Here is a 21,590-nt window from a genome sequence, read left to right on the forward strand (position 1 = left end):
AAGACGCAAAGGCGCAAAGTTTTACATCTTACGAGTTATTGACTGATGACTGTTTACTGATAACTGTTAAAAGCTAATTATTAATTTTTCATTCTTAATTATTAATCGCTTTCTCTTATTCTGTGTATTTTTGCATACGAAAACATTATAGGATGATTACTGAACAACATAAAGATACAGCACAATGGGCTATGCGGCTCGCTTTGCAGAACGGATGCCAGGCTGCCCGGGTCTCAATTATCACGGCGAATAATAATTCGTTTGAATATCGCAATACACAACTGGACAAGTTGCATCAAAGTTCCGAAAACAAATTGTATATCGAATTATTTGTCGATGGCAGATACGGCACATTTTCTACCAACCGTATAGAGAAGGCAGGACTGGAAACATTTATCAAAGAAGGAATCATATCGACCGGATATCTGGCTCCGGACAGGCTACGCCAACTACCAAATTCTGACAGATATTATAAAGGAGATGGCAAAAACCTGGACTTATATGATAATTCCTTTGAAAATATCAGCACCGATAAAAAACTGGATATAGCACGGCAGGCTGTTGAAGAAATATACGAATCGGATAAACGTATTATTTCCATCACTTCGTCATATGACGACGGTGTAGGAGCTGAATATATGGTTGCCAGCAACGGTTTTGAAGCTGAAAGCATAGACTCGGCTTTCAACCTGACTGTGGAAACCGCCCTGAAAACAGACGGCGATGCCCGGGCCGAATCGTATTGGTTCGACAGTTCTGTTTACTGGGACGACCTGAAGAAAAGCGGAATAGGAAAAATAGCGCTTGAACGGGCTTTGCGGAAAATAGGCCAGCGGAAAATTAAATCGGGCAAATACGATATGCTGCTCGACAACACCACCGCATCACGTTTATTTTCTCCAATAATGGGAGCGATGTACGGAACAGCATTGCAGCAAAAGAATTCATTCCTGCTGGACAAACTGGGGCAGCAGATCACATCCGACAAGCTGACTATCACAGATACTCCCCATCTTGCCCGTGCGTTCGGAGCCAGATGGTTTGATGGCGAAGGCGTCGCCACCAAAGAGCGTGTCATCATAGACAGGGGTATATTACAAACATACTTCATAGATACATACAACTCGCTGAAAATGGATGTAGGGCCAACGATAGCCTCGCCATCCATTATACAGGCCGCACCGGGAAGCAGGGACTCTGACGGAATACTTCAATCTGTACAAAAAGGTATCTGGATAACGGGCTTCAACGGGGGGAACAGTAACCCCACAACCGGAGACTTTTCGTTTGGAGTAGAGGGTTTCCTTATCGAAAACGGCATAGCAACTACCCCGATAAGCGAGATGAACATTACGGGTAACATACTTGTTCTATGGAAAAACCTTGCAGAAGTAGGAAATGACCCGCGTGAAAGTTCGCCATGGCGGTTACCATCCCTCTTGTTCAGCGATGTAAATTTTAGCGGATTGTAAAGCATGAAATTATTCAACATACTCACAATATTCTTTTTATTTCCGATATCGTTCTTTGCACAGGTACCCTCCACTGAAGTAAGGGCCGCATGGCTTACTACCAACTGGGGGCTGGACTGGCCCAGACAAGGCACCAGCGTAGAAGCACAAAAAAAACAATTATGCGATATACTCGACCAGTTACAAGACGAGCATTTCAATGTGGTGCTATTTCAGGCACGCGCGCAGGGGTCTGTATTTTACAGATCGAAAATAGAACCTTTAAGCACCTACTTTAATCAGTCGGAAGGTTTCGATCCATTGGCATTTGCCATTGAGGAATGCCACAAAAGAGGGATGGAATGTCATGCCTGGCTTGTAACCTATACGATGGATAAAGCAAAAATAAAATATACGGGAAAAGGTAGAAGGAGAAAAGGGACTGTAGTTAAAGACAAACCTGATTATTACAAAGAAGTCCACGGAACCTGGTATCTCGATCCCGGAAGGCCTGAATCTCAGAAATTGATCTCATCCATTGTAGACGAAATAGTAAAGAATTATGATGTCGACGGCATACATTTCGACTATATACGCTATCCCAGCAATACTCAGAAATTCCCCGATGATGATACTTTCAAAAAATACGGCAATGGCAAAGGTCTGCACGACTGGCGCAGGGAGAACATAAATCGGTTGGTTACAGACATTTACGACAATGTGAAAGCAGTCAAGCCCTGGGTGCAGATAAGCAGTTCTCCCCTGGGACGGTACCGGGTACTGCAGCATGTAGCTCCCAACGATGGCTGGACAGCCTATGAAACTGTTTTTCAGGATGCAGGCCACTGGATGAAAAGCGGGAAACACGACCTTGTATTCCCTATGATGTATTATAAAGAACACCGTTTCTATCCATTCCTGGACGACTGGGTGGTAAACAGTAACGGACGCATTGTTGTGCCGGGGCTAGGCGTTTATCAGATGGACGAGCAAAACTGGTCGTTGGAAGATATCCTGAACCAGATGAAATATACCCGGGAAAATAAGGTAAAAGGACAGGCGTACTTCCGCACGGGGAACATTCTAAGCAACCTGAAAGGAATCAGGGATTCTATCCATACTTACTACCCTACTCCCGCTAAATTACCTCCGCTGACCTGGTTGGATAATATATCACCTAACTCTCCGGTTATTACGCAGGTGTATAAAGATGAAGGTTACCTGAATATAAAATGGGATGCTCCCGACAATAACGAAACTTATACTTACAATATATATGCCTCTTCAACAGAAGAAATAGATATAAACAATGCCCGTAACATGCTGGTTACAGGGTTGCGCACCAACAGCTACTCATTTCCGGTAACGGTCGGTGAATTCGGGTTCCACTACTTTGTTACAGCCTCCGACAGGTATCATAACGAAAGCGTGCAGTCGTTTCCCGCATACTTCGTGCATTCCGGAGGAGAGCATTAGCCCAGTTCGGTTTTAAGCTGATTGATTGTCTTATGTAAAACAGGATGGATGTAATCGCCTGCTATCTCAGCCAACGGCAATAAGACGAAAGCCCTTTCGTGTAAGTGCGGATGCGGCAGGATAAGTTTCTCGTTGGCATACACCTTATCGTCGAACAATAGCAGGTCGATATCGATTATCCTATCGGCATACACCTTGTTCTCTGATTTGGTTGTACGTCCCATCTCCGTCTCTATCTCCTGTGTCCGTTGCAACAATTCCATTGGCCGCAGCCTGGTCTTTACTTCACATACGGCGTTCAGGAAGCGGTTCTCCGATTCGAAGCCTACCGGTTCGGTAACGTAAAAAGCGGAAGTGGTAACAACCTCACCAATCCGCTCTTCTATTCTGTTTATAGCATGATTAAGGTTCTCTCCCCTGTCTCCCATATTGGAACCCAGACCTAAGAACACATCATGCTGAATATCTTTATCCAGTAACATTTAAATTATAAGCATTGCATCACCATATGTACCAAAGCGGTACTTCTCTTTCACCGCCATATCGTATATATCCATAATACGATCATATCCTCCGAAAGCGGCGGTCATCATCAGCAGAGTCGATTGAGGCAGATGGAAGTTGGTTACCATTGAGTCGGCAATACCGAAATCGTACGGAGGGAAGATGAATTTGTTTGTCCACCCCTCATTGGTTTTCAGATGCCCGTCTGTGCTAACAATCGTCTCTATGGCTCTCATCACAGATGTACCCACGGCACATACACGGCGACCTTCATCCTTTGCGCGGTTTACATGTATCGTGGCTTCTTCTGTAATCAGCAATTGCTCCGAATCCATCTTATGTTTTGTCAGGTCTTCCACATCGATATCACGGTAATTACCTAAGCCTGAATGTAATGTTATATACGCGAAATCAATGCCTTTGATTTCCATACGCTTCAGCAGTTCACGGCTAAAGTGCAATCCGGCAGCAGGAGCAACCACTGCTCCTTCATTCTTGGCAAAGATAGTCTGGTAACGGTCTTTATCTTCAGCTTCTTCGCCTCTGTTCAGATACTTCGGAATAGGAGTTTCTCCTAATGCATAAAGAGCCTTACGGAACTCTTCGCTAGGCCCGTCGTATAAGAAACGGAGTGTACGTCCGCGGGAAGTTGTATTATCAATTACTTCGGCTACCATTGAATCATCGTCGCCAAAGTATAACTTATTCCCGATACGGATTTTACGTGCAGGATCTACCAGCACATCCCACAGGTGAAATTCTTCGTTCAACTCCCTGAGTAAAAATACTTCGATAGTGGCTCCGGTCTTTTCCTTATTCCCGTACAAACGGGCAGGAAAAACCTTTGTGTCGTTAAAGATAAATATATCCTTATCATCGAAATATTCGATAATATCTTTAAAAACCTTATGCTCAACTTCTCCGGTCTTGCGATTGACAACCAATAAACGGGATTCATCCCTGTTTTTAGCAGGATGAGAGGCTATCAATTCCTCAGGCAAATCAAACTTGAATTGAGAAAGTTTCATATTCTATATATAAATTAATTTAGTTTCTATTATAATCTGCAAACATACAAGGATATATCCTGATATCCTAATCCAAAAGGGCGTCTATCACGTCTTCTATCTGTTCTCCTGCAACACACTGGTCGAGAGTAATATCTCCTATCCGGATGCGTTCCAATGCCGTCAGATACCCTCCGGACCCTAAAGCCAAACCAATATCCCTTGCCAATGCCCTTATATAGGTTCCCTTACTGCATACCACCCTGATCTTTATCTCAGGCATAGTATAATCGAGTAGCTCAATTTCATCTATCGCCAGCAGCTTGGGCTTCAATTCAATATCCTGTCCTTCTCGGGCAAATTCATAAGCTCTTTTCCCCTCTACCTTACAGGCAGAATACGTAGGAGGTATTTGCTGGATCTCTCCGATAAATTGTACCAAGGCCTGATTAACCAACTCTTCGGTTATATGCTCCGTAGGATATGTTGCGTCTACTTCTGTCTCTAAGTCGAAAGACGGAGTAGTTTCCCCTAATTTTACGGTTGCAATATACTCTTTGGTCTGATACTGGAAGGTTTCTATCAGCTTGGTCTTTTTCCCGGTACAGATAATCATCACTCCCGTAGCAAGCGGGTCAAGCGTTCCGGCATGACCTACTTTCAATTTCTTAACGCCTAATCTCCGGCAAAGTTTATTCCGCAATTTCCGTACCAGATCAAACGATGTCCAATTAAGCGGTTTATTTATGTATAAGACCTCTCCTGAAATAAAATCCATTAAATGATAGTTAATTCGTATCCCGAAAGCAATAGCGCCAACAGGATGCCACCAACAATAATACGATACCAGCCAAACAGTTTAAAACCATATTTAGTGACAAAACCGATAAAGAACTTGATAGCAAGTAATGCGACAATGAATGCTACCACATTACCGACAATCAGGACTCCTATATTTTCTTTTAATAATTCGAATCCCGTATCGGACATTATCAGTTTCAGCAATTTATAACCTGTTGCGGCAGCCATAGTAGGAACAGCCAGAAAGAATGAAAATTCGGCAGCATTCCTGCGGCTGAGCCCGCGGCTCATCCCCCCTACAATAGTTGCCATAGAACGGGATACGCCCGGTATCATGGCGATACACTGATAACAACCTATTATAAAGGCGTTCTTATATGTAATTTCCTGCTCACCGTCTTCAGGACGGTTAAACCACCGATCAACGAACAGCATAAGGATACCTCCCAAAACAAGCATAATGGATACGACCAATACGCTCTCTAACAATTCGTCTATCATATCATTGAATATGAATCCTAATATGGCGGCAGGAATGAATCCCATCAACAGCTTCCAGTAGAACTCATATTTATATAAAGCATATTTCAAAAAGCCAGCATTTTCAGATCCGGGAACTTCCCTGAAACGGAAAAAACGTCTCCAATATAATACAATTACCGACAAGATGGCTCCAAACTGGATAATTACGGTAAAAGCTTTTACAAATTCGTTACTCTCAACGCCCAAAAGACTTTGCGCGATAATCATATGTCCGGTAGAAGATACAGGTAGAAATTCAGTCAGTCCCTCTACAATAGCAATAATAATTGCTTCAATAATGCTCATTACAAATTATAGTTTTATAATTGGTTGTGTTCTTTTTTTTCGTCAGCCAACACCTTCTTACGGGGGTACAGGATACCCGCAATCATGAGCAGAAAGCCGGCGAAACAGATCATCGGTGCTACAACAATTCTCTTTGCACTGAAAATATCCGGTTCAAAACCTCCTTCGACACTCGATGCAGGACCGGTCATCAATATAAATCCTACAATGATGAGAACAACAGATACTGCACAAATAATGTAATTATGTTTGCCAAATGCAAAATCTTTCTTATCCATATTCTTAGACGTGATAAAGTTTATTTGTTGTCATTCTTAAATACCTGTTCACTGCCGATATTGTAGCCAGAACGGTAATCAGTATTCCCATGATTAATACAAGTCCGTATACAATCAGCAATTCAGTCATGGTTACAATCGATATCAGTTCGGGATATTCATTCGTAAAGTAATATATAACCCCTGTTATGGCTACATTAGCCAGAATAGCAGCTATTATGCCCGAAACAACCGTACTCATTATAAACGGACGCCTGATAAAACCATTCGTTGCACCAACGAGCTGCATGGTATTAATTAAGAAACGTTTCGAATATATATTTAATTGTATTGTATTCCTTATTAATGTAAAAGATATAAGAATAAGTATAATACCCAGTATGAGAAGGATAGAACCTACTTTCGAGAGGTTCTGATTGGCCAGTGCAATATCTTCCTCCTTAAAAGACAGGCCTTTGGTCAATTTGAAATCCTTAAAACTGGCTTCTACTTTTTTTATGCTATCGGTATTTACATACTCGGACTTGATGAACACATCGAAATAGCTTCGCGACGGGTCATAACCCAGCACTTCTTCGGGGTCGCCCCCCAGATCGTCTACCAGTTGTTTCTTCACCTCCTCCTTACTTATGTAAGTTGTAGATTTCACATACGGGTTAGCCTCTATCCTCTCTTTTGTCTTCTGAACAGCAGCAGCATCCATATCTCCCGTCAATTCGACAGACATACCCATGTTTTCCTTAAAATACGCTGCCAACCCCTTTCCGGTAAAAGCCACCAGAACAGTTAACCCCAACAAAAAAAGCACAAGAGTGATACTTATGGTAGATATTACTCCTGAGGTAAATAAAGATATTGTTTTAGGTTGTCGTTTATCAGACATCTGCACTGAGACAATTAACGGTCACTGACCTATTTGTTATTTTGCATGTAAACCACACATCTGTTACAACTGAAAATGTTGCGCAAATACTCTTTGCCGGATAATCCTTACATGCGGGTACAACGCACCCAAATTCGCTGCAAAGAAACAAAATAAAAGCATGTATTAGAACTATTTTTGTTTTTTTTAATAAATAAGGCTTCTTTTTGCCTAAAAATACAATTCAACCACTATAAGGAAACAGTAAAAACAGGGCATTTGTTTTGGAACCGGTTCAAATTTTAGTTCATGGTAAATATTTTTTCAAGAGTGTTTTCCCTCCGTTCATCTTTAGGGTCTTTTTTTCATTCTTATTGCAAACACATGTATTTTATCAAACGAATTTTATCTATAACTTACCGGCCGATAGTTTTAGCTCTTGGCCAATAGCTTTTTGAAAATTTGTATCCATATTTGAAAATCGATATGAAAAGCGTTCAAAAGGTGTTACTTTTGTTACCTTTTGGAAAAACGATCATCATTTTCATATTTTATTTTTTTTAATAAACATTCCCTTATATGCACGAATAGAGGGAAGGGGTTCGTTAAAATATTATTGTATATTTGCATTTAACAACCAGGACGGAAAATATATTCCGAACAACTATAAGTCACACATTTAACTAACAAAATAATATCATGCAAACAAATGAAACCAAATCGGGGCTGAACCCTGCCAACTTCTCGGGAAAAGTAGATGGAAAAGATGTACGTATGTATGTCCTTACCAATAACAAAGGAGCTGAAGCTACGGTCATCAACTACGGCGGGAAAATCGTATCGCTTTCTGTTCCGGATAAGAACGGCAAACTAACAGATGTCGTACTGGGACATAATAGCCTGGCTGAATATCTGAATTCGGAAGAACCATATTTCGGGGCAGTCTGTGGGCGAACAGGAAACCGTATAGCTAAAGGACAGTTTGAACTTGACGGTGTAACATATAAATTAGCCATAAACAACGGCCCGAATAATCTTCATGGAGGCTTGAAAGGTTTCAATGCCGTAGTGTGGGATGCCAAGCAAACAGGCAATCAGACTTTGGAACTGAGATATCTTGCAAAAGACGGAGAAGAAGGATTCCCCGGTAATCTGAGCGTAAAAATGATTTATACCCTGACAGATAGTAATGAATTCTCTATAGATTACGAGGCTACTACCGACAAAGCGACTATCCTCAATCTAACAAACCATTCATATTTTAACTTGTCGGGAGAAGGCGATCCGAGCATAAACGACCATATACTGGTAATGCATGCATCCAATTACCTTCCTACGGACGATACTGCCATCCCATACGGTAAGCCTGAAGCTGTTAAAGGAACGCCTTTCGATTTTACTTCCCCCCATACGATAGGCGAAAGAATAGAAGCGGATTTTGAGCAATTATATTTCGGCAAAGGCTACGACCATACTATGATATTGGATAAAAAAGAAGGTGAATGCGCGTTGGCTGTAGAATGCTACTCTCCAAAAACAGGCATCCGGATGAACATATCTACTTCCGAACCGGGAGTCCAAATATATACCGGAAACTGGATGACCGGAAACTTCGAGGGCAAGCACGGACACCGTTACCCTATGCGTGCTGCGGTATGTTTCGAAACACAACATTTCCCCGACAGTATCAATAAGCCTGAATATCCGAGTGTCGTATTACGCCCCGGAGAAACATTCAAAAGCAAAACCGTACACGCGTTTTCCGTAACGGAACAATAATTAATCGTATAATGAATATTCAGGTGGTAGGGATTATCCACTATCACCTGTCTGTATATATTTAATCCATATTATAATGAAGATATTTCTCTATCTGTCATTTATATTTATCTTATCTACCTGCATATCATGCACAAGCAATAGCGAGAAACACTTTATAGAGGAAAATATTATTTTTGCCACCCGGCAAACATCTGATATGTTGAAAAATGTAGGGGAACCGGACGGAAAAAACTATCCGCGTTCGACTGATAAAGAAGGAAAGCTGATTACTACAGGTATGTATGACTGGACTCCGGGATTCTTCCCGGGTTCTTTGTGGTATTTATATGAGCTTACCGGAGATTCCGTATGGAAAGACAATGCCGAAAAATGGACAACTTCTTTAGAGCCCTTGAAGACATTTACAGCTCATCATGACTTAGGGTTTATGATGTATTGCAGTTATGGAAATGCGCTCAGGCTTGCCCCGAAAGATGAGTATAAAGACATAATCATACAAAGTGCTTATTCGCTGGCAACCCGTTATAACGAGAAAACCAAGGCCATTAAATCATGGAACTATCATAAATCATGGGACGGGGAAGAATCGCATTTCCCTGTTATAATAGACAACATGATGAATCTGGAATTATTACTTGAAGCCTCTAAATTATCGGGAGATAAAAGACTGCGCGACATAGCTGTAGCACATGCAAACACAACTCTGAAAAATCATTTCAGAGATGATTACAGTAGTTACCATGTTGTCTGCTACGACTCTCTTACCGGAGAAATCCACCACAAGGTCACAGCACAGGGCTTTAGTGACAATTCGACCTGGGCCAGAGGACAGGCATGGGCTGCATATGGCTTTACGATGATGTATCGTGAGACAAAAGACCCGGCATATCTTGATGCTGCTATTAAGATCATGAATTTCTATCTAAAGCACCTCCCCGAGGATTTAGTCCCCGTCTGGGACTTCAATGTAGGTCAAAAAAGTTACATACCAAAAGGGAACTCTTATGCAGTGGAATTTCAAGCAAGCCTGAAAGATGCATCCGCGGCCGCAATAGCTTGTTCTGCCTTATTCGACTTAGGCAGTTTCTCTAAGAATCGGGATTATACCGATACAGCTGTGAAAATACTGAAAAATCTGGCATCCCCTTCATACAGAGCTCCGTCAGGTACAAACGGAGACTTTCTGCTCATGCATTGTGTGGGTAGTATCCCCCACCATTCGGAGATTGATGTTCCATTGGTCTATGCCGATTATTACTTTCTGGAATCTTTAGTAAAATATAAAAAGTCAGCAAGCTAATTTACGCAGATATGTTTTTTCGTATCACAACCGAAATTATAACCAGTGATGAAGCGTTGAATCAAAACAGGCTCACTCATATCTTTTTGTTCACATACAACAAGATCAGTTTATATGCTAAGGCGATGTGTTCATTTACGGTGCTTTCGCTGATAAGCAACAATGCTGCTGTTTCTCTATTTTGGAAAGTTCGAATACTGTGTTGGGTATTCCTTTTAACATTTGCCTATGTGTAGTGTTTTTTCTGAAAAATCATTGCAAAAATTTGCCGGAATCTCAGATTCTGTATATACTTTTGAAGCTGAATCCCAGTTGGGAATGCACTTCATTCTTATCAATACATTATATTCTTTTTGTACCCGGAAATGACGGATTTAGATTGGGAAAGTTATACAAACAGCCCGGTTGTCAGGTATAACCGGTATTCCAAAAACAGGAAATGCGGTCATAACATAAACTAAATAATTACAACAATGGAACACTTGCCACGATTTGTGAATGATCTTGCCCTTATCCTTATTACTACAGGGATAGTCACGATTATATGTAAATATCTCAAACAGCCTGTCGTATTAGGATATATCGTTGCCGGGCTTCTCATCAGCCCCCATACAACGTTCTTTCCATCTATAGCTGACCTGGAAAGTATACATATATGGTCGGAGATCGGAATTATCTTTTTCCTGTTTGCGCTGGGGCTTGAATTCAGTTTCAAGAAACTGATGGATGTAGGGGGGACGGCATCCATTGCAACATTATTCAACATGACCTGTATGGTAACCGTTGGATATACTATAGGCAAGCTGTTAGGCTGGTCGCACATGGACAGTCTTTTCCTTGGAGGTATGCTATCCATGTCTTCTACGACTATTATTATTAAGACATTCAATGATATGTCACTACAGAAGACAAGGTTTGCAGGTATTGCCTTTGGCATGCTCATCGTAGAAGACCTTGCCGCCATCTTAATGCTCGTCTTGCTGAGTACGGTCGCGGTCAGCAAACACTTCGAAGGGACTCAGCTGGTATACGAAATCTTTAAACTTACTTTCTTTATTGTTATATGGTTTGTGGGCGGTATATACCTTATCCCTACATTCCTGAAGAAACTGAAAAAACACCTCAATGACGAAACTTTGCTTATCATATCGGTCGGTTTATGTTTAGGAATGGTATTATTTGCCACATACGTCGGGTTTTCGGCTGCATTAGGCGCATTTATCATGGGGTCCATTTTATCCGAAACATTGGAAGGCAAGCATATAGAACATATGATGCTGCCTCTGAAGAATCTGTTCGGGGCTATTTTTTTCGTATCGGTCGGCATGATGATCGAGGTTAAGGTAATAGCGGAATACGGGGTATATATAGCGCTGTTTACATGTGTGATTCTTATCGGACGCCCTCTGTTCTCCACAATCGGTATTTTATTGTCGGGACAAGGATTGAAGGTTGCCGTCAAAGCCGCATGCAGCCTGGCTTTGGTCGGAGAATTCTCGTTCATTATCGCTACATTGGGTACAAGTCTGGGAGTGATAAGCAAAGCGCTTTACCCTATTATTGTAGCGGTGGCAGTTATCACGACCTTCATATCCCCGTACATGCTGAAAATTTCGGGCCCTTTGGCCGACTGGATAATAAAACGGATACCGCCTAAATGGGAAAAGCTGATAGAAGGCTATGCTTCTTCGGCTTATAATACGGTTACGGAGGAAAAGACATGGAATATCCTTCTGAAAAAAGTTTTCACATTTGTCATCGTGTATCTGGTGATAAGTATAGCTGTCATACAACTGTTCAAACTGTTTATAAACCCGTTCATAATAGAAAGTATTCCGGGTGTTTTCGGGAAAATCCTGGCTACTGCATTAACGCTGACATGTATGGCCCCGTTACTGCGTGCTATAATAATGAAGAAAAACAGGTCGGACGAGTTCCGGAAATTGTGGGACAAACAGCCCTCGAACCGTGTGGCCCTGGTTATCCTCATCTTATTCCGTATAGCCTTGTGTTTTTCTGTCGTTATATTCGAATTGCATATACTATTCCCGTCCTCATCCATAACGGCAATAATCATTGCTATCGCTTACCTTGCCGCTATCGTTTTCATAAAAGGAGTGAAAATTCAGTCACGCAGGATAGAGAAAAGATTTATCGACAACTTCAACAGTAAGGAAAAAAATGCAGCAATATCATCAGCTGTAGCAAAAGGTCTGTTATCCAAAAATATACATATCGAAGAACTTGAAGTGTCGCCCGGTTCGCCAAGTGTGGGCAAGACATTGGCCGAACTCAATTACCGGCAAAGCACGGGCGTCAATATTATCACGATTATACGGGGAAACAAGAAAATAAATATTCCTGACGGCAAAGCATATCTGTATCCGCACGACAGGATCATTATTTGTGGGTCGGACGACGAAATAATGAGGTTTGTAGAATCGGTCGAGAACCGGAACAATGGAGAAACTGCAATGAGTGAAGCCGTACAGCATCATATCAGCCTCTCCCAATATCCTGTCGGGGAAGGATCGGTAATGATAAATAAAAGCATCGCCCGTCTAAGTGTCAGGGAACAAACCGAATGCCTGGTCATAGGTATAGACAGGGGAAACGAATCTATAACGAATTTCAGCGCGAGCTTCGTATTTCATGAAAACGATGTGGTATGGATTGCCGGGGAAGTGGATAAGTTAGCGTCATTTGAGGCCAACATCAATAAGCTGTTCTGAAAGATTTGCCGGAGAGAATTCAAAAGCTGCAGCCGAAACCTGTAGATGAAAGATGATATGGCAACTGCGATATCCGGCGGTTATTGGGGATATCGCAGAGGACATTGCAGAATTACCTGGACAAGGGCCTTATCCCTTATTCCCAGATGGGGCACAAATGCTACTATAAGATCTGGGATGCAGAAGAATTTATTGTTATTGTTTTTCTAAAGAGGATATTATCAGACGAATTTCCTATTTGAATTTCAAATTCTCCGGGTTCAACAACCTTATCCATCCTTGCATTGTAAAGAGCCAGTACCGAAACCGAAACCTCAAGCTCAACTTTCACTTTTTCCCCGGCTTTTATAAATTCCTTTTTGAAAGCTTTCAGTTGATGTACAGGTGTAGCCACCGAACTTATTTTATCTTTTACATACAACTGTATCACCTCTTTTCCATCTCTCTTCCCTGTGTTTTCCACTTCTACTGAAACTTTGATTGTCCCGAATTGAGAGAAGATACTATCATTCAACACACAGTTCGAAAACCGGAAATCAGTATAGCTCAGGCCATATCCAAAGTTCCACAGAGCATATGGCTTCTCAAATATATAATGCCCCCTCGGCTCTTCGTATGATCCTCCACTGTCGAACTGTTGTTCACGGTCGGTGGGAAGATAGTTGTAGAAACAAGGGGTATTGCCTGTACTACGAGGAAAGGACACATTCAGTTTTCCCGAAGGATTTACATTGCCTACTAAAATGTCTGCCATTGAATTTCCCTGCTGCTCACCACCATACCATTGAGTAAGAATAGCATCTGCGTTCTCCTTTACCCATGTCATCACCATCGGTTTTCCGGCTATAAGGACAACTATCATCGGTTTCCCCGTAGCTTTTATGGCTTTCAGTAAATCTTGTTGCCTGCCCGGCAGGTCAAGGGATGAAAGATCGAAGCCTTCTCCGGCGGTCGACTTGTCAGGGCCTCTTCCAAGATATGTACTTCTGGTACCCACGGCAACTATCGCTATATCACTTTGCTTTACCAGTTCTACAGCCTTCTTTATATCGCTGGCGTTCCGGCTCCACCAGTCGCAACCATCAGCCTGGGTAATAACGGCTTTCTTTCCGATTACATTTTTCAATCCCTGATACAGAGTCACTCCTTCTTTTGTGTCGCTGCCTGTCCAGGAATAATCACCGAAAACAGTCTGGTTGCTATTCGGCCCTACAACGGCGATCTTTTTATACTTATTCAGGTTGAGAGGCAATATGTTGTTTTCATTTTTCAGCAGGATAGCGCTTTCATCCGCTATCTCTTTTGCCAAAGCAACTTTCTCAGCATTGCGCACTACTGATTTTACCTTTTCAGGCTCCCCGAAAGGATCGTCGAAAAGACCGAGTCTGAACTTCACGGTAAGAATGCGGCGTACAGCCTGGTCGATGTATTTTATATCCATCTTTTGATTCTTAACCAATTCGGGAAGACGTTCATAGGTCCAGTCGACATTCAGGTCAACTCCGGCCTCAACAGACATCTGCGCAGCCTCTTCCGGAGTTTCTACGGCATAATGAAACGATTTGAGGCGTTCTACAGACCCCCAGTCGGAATATACGTATCCATCGAACCCAAGTTTGCCGCGAAGTATATCGGTCATGTAATAAGAGGAACCTGCCGTAGCCACACCGTCATAAGCACTGTAGGCGCTCATCACCGACAATGGTTTTGTTTCCTGTATTACCCTTTGGAAAGGATACAGGTAGAGGCTCCACAGTTCCCTTTCGCCACCGCTTACATGTGCACAGTTGAGGCCGCCAACGGGCGTACCATGCGCCACAAAATGCTTGGGCATGCAGGCAATACCTTTATTCTGATATCCTCTCACAAATCCGATTCCCATTTCGGCAATCAGGTACGGGTCTTCCCCAAATGTTTCTTCAACACGTCCCCAACGTAATTCCCGGGCGATATCCAACACGGGAGACAATACCTGACGGATGCCGATGACGCGGGCTTCATCTCCGGCCGCTTCAGCCATCCGTTGTATCAATGCAGGATTGAAGGTACTGCCCTGCGCTATGGCATGGGGAAACAACGTGCATTGATTTTGTAAAATACCCTGAATACCTTCTGCGGCTGTCAGCAACGGAATCCCCAAACGTGTATTGTTAAGCATATATTGTTGAGTCTTATAGAGTATATCGGCACACTCCTGAGCCGACTTGCCCATTTCGTGAGTCGTTCCGAAGCTTCTGCCATCGAATGTTTTTTCCACCTCGTCAATGTTACTGTTGGGCTTGTTCTGCATTTGCCATACTTTCTCTTCCAGCGTCATTCTGCCGAGCAAATCCTCTACCCGTTGTTCAATGGGAATATTCTTATCCTTATACAAAGGCTTCCCGTCACCGGCTAAAGCCATATTGGCTATAAATACCAGTCCCGTTACTATCAAACTAACTTTTTTCACCCTCTTATGTCTTAATTATTAATATATTAGATATTTATCATTCATTTGTCAGCATATAATCCCGGGCCATCAAATTTATACCTGAACCAATTGAAATCGGCTATACCTCCATCAGAAAGGGTATTATAGGAAAAAAGACCAATGCGTGCTCCTTTCCAGTCACTGGAGCGAAGAGCATAGGGTTCCCCTACAGGGATAAATTCTTTATTATCGAGACTGAAAAATAGCTGATGTTGATTCTTTACCGCATCCAACGATGCTTTGAAATAAACTCTACCGGAAGAAAGAGGCAGTATATTGCTAACTTTTCCGTCATTCTCGGAGTAGATATAGTACTTGCCATTATCATTAACGACACCTACCGCGTTAAACAAATTACCGATGCAGAACAATCCGGCGTGTTGCCCGTTTTCCATCTTATTATAATCGACTTCTGTTGAAGCATCTCCATGATAACCGATAGCTTTTTGGGTAATCATATTTCTGGAAGAACGGAGGTTTTCAGCCTTCAGTGCTTTCAGCCTCAGATATCCTTTGCGTTCGGTCAGAGACCAGTTGGCATGTACAGGATTGTGATCGAATTGCCATTGGGGTTTCAATTTGGAAGATGAAAACTCATCACTACCCTGAGAGGCAAATATCTTACTTTTTTTCTTTGTTTCGGGCTTGCCCCATTCACTTACAGGCTCGCCTATTCCATTCCCGTCAATATCTTTGCCTATTTCAGGCCAGCCGTCTTTCCATATTACGGGCTGTAGATGTACAACACGCCCCAGCGGATTCGTATCCTGGAAATGATAGAACCACCATTCGCCATCGGGCGTATCGACTAAAGAGCCCTGATGGGGCCCGTTTATCTTTGTACTGCCCTGCTCGAGTACAACTTTTCTTTCGTATGGCCCATAAATATTTTTTGACCTCAGTACTGTTTGCCAGCCTGTGGCAACCCCTCCTTCGGGAATACTCATATAGTAATAGCGGTTCATTTTATGTATCTTGGTTCCTTCCGCAACAGGCCCTTCATATATCGTTACTCCCTCGTCCAGCAAACGTGTGCCGTCAGGGCTCATCTTATGCAGAATGATAGGGCCTGCACCCAGCCGGCTTCTGCCAATGTAAGCCTGACCGTCTTCGTCCCAGAAAGGGCAAGGATCTTCCCAACCGCTTATGTGCTTTACATTCAGTAAAGGAGACCAGGGCCCCGCCGGATTTACGGCATTCGACATAAACAGTCCTTCATTCGGCGTACAAAAGAATACCCAGAATTTGCCGTCATGGTAGCGGATTGCCGGAGCCCATGAGCCGCCTCCGTAACGCTCATTCTTTTCCCATTCCGGGAAATCGAATTTGTCATAAATCTGCGCTATGATTTTCCAGTTTACCATATCGTCCGATTCCAGAACAGGCATACCGATATAATGGAAATCGGAACATACCATATAGTATTTATCCTTAACACGTATCACATCCGGATCGGAATAATCGGCGGCAAGAACAGGGTTTATGTATTTACCGTTACCCTGGTCGCCCCACGGTACATCCTGCGCATGAATAGTTATTGTAGCTAAGGCAAAGGCAAGCAGGCAAAGTTGTTTTTTATAAAAAGTCATAATCTATATTGTTTAAATACTGGATGAGGCTATCCCAAAAGTAAAATTACACTATTAAATTGTTACCCTCTTTGTCATTCTGAATGCAATGAAGAATCCAGACTCTCCGGATACGGGATGTTTCACTCCATTCAACATGACAAAATGATATAAAAAATACTTTTGGGACAGTCTCCAAGAACAGAATAACCTACAATCTTGTATTCACTATCGTCTATTAGAAACTCTATTTATTTTGGCTGATTATTATAAGGGCTTGCTGTCAGGACAGGCTCTTCTCCTGCTTTCAGAAGACTTTCATCAAACTCTATCTGAATGTTCTTCGATTCCCCGTTCAGTAATGTAAAATAATTATCGTTCAGTATGGCCGGCAATATCCTTTCCTTTGTCTTCGAATTATGCAATTGCACCCATACTGCAAAGGCGGCGGCAGGAGAAGAGGACGGGTTGGTTATTTTTGCTTCCACAATACATTTCCCATTCCGCTTTACAACCTTCGATGCAACCTTCAGATTCACTTTTGGCAAACTGTTCAATGCCGTAAAATCATTTCTGTCTGTTCCTCTCCAATAAGTATTTTCGTCAACGATATTACCCTTATTGTCTTTCAGTGTCAGACGGACAAAGTGTACATCTGTCAGGCCTTCGTTGTGCTGTGTACCGCCATATACTTTGAATTCCCATAAAGAATAACCCCAATCGGAACCTCTTTTTATTCCTTGCATACGTACATATCTGGCTGTAACATCATCAAAATAGATGTCATGGAGGCCTGTTTCCCCATGTTCTTCGGTATATACGTCTTTCCATTCTTTTGCATCGGAAGACACTTGTATTTTATATTTTTTCCCGTAAGCATCTTCAAAATTCAGCCCCACGCCATACACATTTTCGTCTTTGCCCAGGTCTACATACACCCATTGATCGTCCTGCCCCCGGCTACTCCATCTGGTGGTCATGTTTCCGTCTGTTATATCTTTAGGCGTACCTGTTTCTGTCGAAGAGGCAACGACTTCTTTACCTGTTGCGATATTATTATTGGTATAGAATGGGATAGTGAAAGCATTTGTCGCCGTATTTATATACGAATCCACTTTTGCCGAGTTGCTCAATCTGCTGACTTCTTTTCCATCGGAATTATACACGGCGGCTTCTGCTGTCAACCCTTTATGGTCTTCCGATGTAGTGTTTATCACTTTTACCGAATTGTTGTACGGGTTCCATTGGATATGCAGTGGGACACAGGCGTTTTTGGCACCCCAAAAAGCTCCCGTAAGGTCATAATAGTAATCGTATGTTTGCCAAACCATAGATGGATACGCCGATTGACTCATCCAGATAAGTATGCCTGAGGCGTCGTTCCACATATTGTCCAGCCACCCCTCATACATAGCCTGATTGGTTTCAATATTCAGCAATTGGGCTTTCCTGCAAAAATCTTCGATTCCGGTGGGTGTTCCATATCTTTCGGCGATTGTCTTCTCATATTTATCGGGAGTTGCATTGAATGCCAGTTGCCCGAAGAAATGCTGGTTCCACATCTCGTTTCTAGGCCATAGTTTGTCTTCCGGCATGAATTTTTTGAAACTCTCGTAGTTAACAAATACAGCCGTACCTATCTCGGTTCTCAGGCCCCAGCTTACATTTCCTTTGGTGCTGCTGGCCGGGTATTTTATGAAATACCAACGAGGGTCGAAATTACCCCATACACCACTGCCCGAAAGGTTGTCGTCATTCGACTTTGCCTGATAGTACCTGTCTCCGGCATCGAAGGTTGCAATATTCTCTTTCAGCCAATTTTTGAGAGGGGCAACCGGATAGCCTTCATTGTTTCCACACCAGACAGCTATACTCGGATGATTCCTGACACGCTTTATTTTTTCGATTGCATTTTTGTTGAAGGCATGAATATCGGCAGGAAGTACAGGATTGGCATTCAGCCAAAAGTCATCCCATACCAGGATTCCGTATTTGTCACATGCTTCATAGAACTCGTCATCGGTAGTCGATCCCAGCCAGTTGCGAATCATATTGAAGTTCATTTCCTTGTGCAGACGGATTTTTGTATCGTACTCGTCGCCACGGCAACGCAACAGATATTCAGACATACCCCAGTTGCCTCCTTTAAGGAACACACGCTTTCCGTTGACAGACACATGCAGAACATCACCATCGGTATCGTAAGAATAGCGTTTGATACCGAATTTTACTTCTTTTTTGTACGAAACATTCTCTCCAACGCTAAGTTCCAGGTTGCAGGTGTACAGGTTCGGTTCGCCATAACCATTAGGCCACCATAACCGGGGATTATTGATAACCAACTCTTTAAACTTGTTTTTATTCAAATCCAGCTCCATCGTACTATTTCCCCAGATTCCGCCCAGGTCTTGTGTAAATTGTATATTTCCGGGATTTATGGTAACTTTCAGTTTGGCAGATTGATAATCGGGGGTTGTATTCTTCACACTCATTTTGATAGACAGATCGGCCTGCGCATTAGTTGGCAAGTCTGTCCTTACCCATGGGTCTTCTATTATCAGTGCTCCCGTATTCGACAAGTATACCTTATCTGTTATACCGGAGTTTAATCCGGGCACATAGGGCATCCAGTCCCAGCCTGCGCTCGAAAGATAGGTAGGGCTACCCACATTATTCAATGGCTTTTGAGGGATATGAACAATTACAACAAGTATATTATTCCCATCTTTTTTTGCGATCGAACTTATGTCAAATTTTCCCCGTTCCATGAAACCGTCTAATTCTCCAAGCCTCTTTCCATTCAGAAATATTTCTCCTTTGCGGTTGATACCTCTAAAATTGAGCCATGTTTTTTCTTTTGTGAATGTCCCGGGTATGGAAAATTCGGCACGATAGACAAAACTCTTATCGTACTTTGCCTTATCTACCTGAGATATATTGTCTGCATAATTCGGGTCTTTTTCCAAACCGGCCTCTACATACGATATGAACACTGTTGCGGGAACTATAGCTCGGACCCAATCATCACTGTTGTAGCCCGGCTGAAAAAGTGGATCAATATCCCTGATCTCATCCTGGGGCTTTACTTTCCATTTTACGTTAGGATTGTTGCTGTCGAGTGATTCTATTACTTGAGCAGATAATAATGCAGGAAAAAGGAATATCCCTAAAAGAATACTTATAAATATCTTATGTTGTACCATTATATAAATTTGAAAATCTGACATTTCAAGATTTGACTACCGCCAGATATAATTTTTGAATAATTTTTCTAAAAGGCAGAACCTGCATATCTGTCATGCAGATTCTGCTATATTTTAATATTAAAGTCCCAATATCATCAGTTTAATCCAATTGATATGATACCATGTATTTGAGCCGGGTATCGTAACAGTCCAGCCTAAGGTTACCGTCTCCGTGTCCTCCAGTTCGAAATATATTATATGGTTACCGGAAGCACCTCCATTCTGCCTTATTTCATGCGCTAAAGTATTACCTTCGGCATTTTGGATGTCAGGCAAAGCGGAGCCTTTGGCTATGGCAAACATGGAAGTTGCATTTCCTCCAAATCCGTCACTGTAATATTCGAGTGAATATTTTCCTGCAGAAAGTGTGATTGTCTGATATATTTTACCATTTGTAAAACCAGAGCCGCCCCAGTCCTGCGATTCCAGATGAATGACCCCTTTCGCATCCGTAGACCATCCTCCGGCTGTATTGCCGTTCTGGTTGAGTATATTTGATGTACACTGCCAGTCTTTCAGCACTCCCCACTTGCCGCTTCCGTTGTCGGCACGCAGGAACGGATTACCCGGATTTTTAATCTGCACCCGTGTTATATCTTCTTTGGCGACCATATCTTCTACTACAGCTTTAAAAGTGTCGATGGCAGATATATTGGGTAAATAATAAGCCTGTAAATTGATAACACTCATGCTTTTATAGTTTTTCAACACAGTTTCTTCATCTGCTGTCAGGGCCTTAAGCGTATGGATATCTCCATTGATATCCTCATAATTGATTTTTACGAACGGGGAGGTTTCATCTCCATTATACCACCTGATAACAGCACTGTCCCCTTTCATCTCAATATCTTTGACAGCCCTGTTGTAAAGGCCGGCCTTATATTCCGCCCCGTAAGAAATACCTGTTTTCTTTATCGTTATAGAAGGTATGCCTTTGTCATCGTACGAAATCACTTCGAAGTTATATCTCCCTTCGGGCAGGGCAATCGGATAGAACAATGTGTCCACACCGCTTGTCCTGTTGATGTCCAGCATCAGTGAATCTTTCCGGCTGTTCCAGTACACTTTTACCTTTCTTATCTTAGGGTCGGAAGTCAGTAAGCCTGTAAACACCACACGTTCGTCGCCCGAACGGAAATTTACCGAGTCGACAATGCCAGTGTAAGTCGGAACACTATCCACATATTTCAGATAATCATCCATATCTGAACATGACGTCAATTTGCAACACAAAAAGATTATATATCCTAACCAGAGGAATTTGATTGTATTTTTCATTGTAATCG

General features: G+C 42.4%; 15 protein-coding genes. 5 read left to right on the plus strand and 10 right to left on the minus strand.

Annotated elements, in window-relative coordinates; genetic code table 11:
- The first annotated feature begins 152 nt into the window (after positions 1-152).
- Both ACFO6W_RS25775 and ACFO6W_RS25780 read left to right on the plus strand, forming a co-directional pair.
- Positions 153-1,472 (plus strand): TldD/PmbA family protein, encoded by a 1,320-nt coding sequence (locus ACFO6W_RS25775; protein WP_380001955.1) that lies wholly within the window; start codon positions 153-155, stop codon positions 1,470-1,472.
- Positions 1,473-1,475: 3 nt separating this feature from the next.
- Positions 1,476-2,927 (plus strand): glycoside hydrolase family 10-like protein, encoded by a 1,452-nt coding sequence (locus ACFO6W_RS25780; protein WP_380001957.1) that lies wholly within the window; start codon positions 1,476-1,478, stop codon positions 2,925-2,927.
- Here ACFO6W_RS25780 and folK read toward each other — a convergent pair.
- The 6 genes from folK to ACFO6W_RS25810 all read right to left on the minus strand — a co-directional run bounded on the left by folK (position 2,924) and on the right by ACFO6W_RS25810 (position 7,228).
- Positions 2,924-3,409: a 2-amino-4-hydroxy-6-hydroxymethyldihydropteridine diphosphokinase gene (gene folK, locus ACFO6W_RS25785; RefSeq protein WP_380001959.1), complete on the minus strand. Its 486-nt coding sequence runs from the start codon at positions 3,407-3,409 to the stop codon at positions 2,924-2,926. The two genes, ACFO6W_RS25780 and folK, sit on opposite strands and share 4 nt — an antisense overlap.
- Entirely contained in the window at positions 3,410-4,459 is a 1,050-nt protein-coding gene (queA, locus tag ACFO6W_RS25790; protein WP_380001961.1) for a tRNA preQ1(34) S-adenosylmethionine ribosyltransferase-isomerase QueA, read from the minus strand.
- Positions 4,460-4,526: 67 nt separating this feature from the next.
- Positions 4,527-5,216, minus strand: a complete 690-nt coding sequence (gene truB / locus ACFO6W_RS25795; protein WP_380001963.1) for a tRNA pseudouridine(55) synthase TruB — start codon at positions 5,214-5,216, stop codon at positions 4,527-4,529.
- On the minus strand, positions 5,216-6,067 hold the full coding sequence (locus ACFO6W_RS25800) for an undecaprenyl-diphosphate phosphatase (protein WP_380001965.1): 852 nt from the start codon (positions 6,065-6,067) through the stop codon (positions 5,216-5,218). Before ACFO6W_RS25800 ends, truB begins: the two co-directional genes overlap by 1 nt.
- 14 nt (positions 6,068-6,081) lie before the next feature.
- On the minus strand, positions 6,082-6,345 hold the full coding sequence (locus ACFO6W_RS25805) for a DUF3098 domain-containing protein (RefSeq protein ID WP_380001967.1): 264 nt from the start codon (positions 6,343-6,345) through the stop codon (positions 6,082-6,084).
- 4 nt (positions 6,346-6,349) lie between these two features.
- Complete coding sequence (locus ACFO6W_RS25810) at positions 6,350-7,228, minus strand: cell division protein FtsX (RefSeq protein ID WP_380001969.1); 879 nt, start codon at positions 7,226-7,228, stop codon at positions 6,350-6,352.
- 678 nt (positions 7,229-7,906) lie between these two features.
- Between ACFO6W_RS25810 and ACFO6W_RS25815 the strand changes: the two genes are divergently transcribed.
- From ACFO6W_RS25815 to ACFO6W_RS25825, 3 genes are all read left to right on the plus strand, one after another.
- Positions 7,907-8,986, plus strand: coding sequence for an aldose epimerase family protein (locus ACFO6W_RS25815; RefSeq protein WP_380001971.1), 1,080 nt, complete (start codon positions 7,907-7,909; stop codon positions 8,984-8,986).
- A gap of 76 nt (positions 8,987-9,062) precedes the next feature.
- The gene (locus tag ACFO6W_RS25820; RefSeq protein ID WP_380001973.1) at positions 9,063-10,289 is read left to right on the plus strand and encodes a glycoside hydrolase family 88 protein; all 1,227 of its coding nucleotides are present in this window, start codon (positions 9,063-9,065) and stop codon (positions 10,287-10,289) included.
- 473 nt (positions 10,290-10,762) lie between these two features.
- Entirely contained in the window at positions 10,763-13,021 is a 2,259-nt protein-coding gene (locus ACFO6W_RS25825) for a monovalent cation:proton antiporter family protein (protein ID WP_380001975.1), read from the plus strand.
- Between the two features lie 163 nt (positions 13,022-13,184).
- Here the strand turns inward: ACFO6W_RS25825 and ACFO6W_RS25830 are convergent, their stop codons facing one another.
- From ACFO6W_RS25830 to ACFO6W_RS25845, 4 genes are all read right to left on the minus strand, one after another.
- Positions 13,185-15,422: a glycoside hydrolase family 3 N-terminal domain-containing protein gene (locus ACFO6W_RS25830; RefSeq protein WP_380001991.1), complete on the minus strand. Its 2,238-nt coding sequence runs from the start codon at positions 15,420-15,422 to the stop codon at positions 13,185-13,187.
- Positions 15,423-15,511: 89 nt separating this feature from the next.
- Entirely contained in the window at positions 15,512-17,080 is a 1,569-nt protein-coding gene (locus ACFO6W_RS25835) for a glycoside hydrolase family 43 protein (RefSeq protein ID WP_380001977.1), read from the minus strand.
- A gap of 230 nt (positions 17,081-17,310) precedes the next feature.
- Positions 17,311-20,262 (minus strand): discoidin domain-containing protein, encoded by a 2,952-nt coding sequence (locus ACFO6W_RS25840; RefSeq protein WP_380001979.1) that lies wholly within the window; start codon positions 20,260-20,262, stop codon positions 17,311-17,313.
- Positions 20,263-20,382: 120 nt separating this feature from the next.
- Positions 20,383-21,582, minus strand: a complete 1,200-nt coding sequence (locus ACFO6W_RS25845) for a DUF4998 domain-containing protein (RefSeq protein WP_380001981.1) — start codon at positions 21,580-21,582, stop codon at positions 20,383-20,385.
- Positions 21,583-21,590 lie beyond the last annotated feature (8 nt).

Origin of the sequence: Dysgonomonas termitidis (genome assembly GCF_042654545.1) — a bacterium.
In the GTDB taxonomy this organism is placed as follows: domain Bacteria; phylum Bacteroidota; class Bacteroidia; order Bacteroidales; family Dysgonomonadaceae; genus Dysgonomonas; species Dysgonomonas termitidis.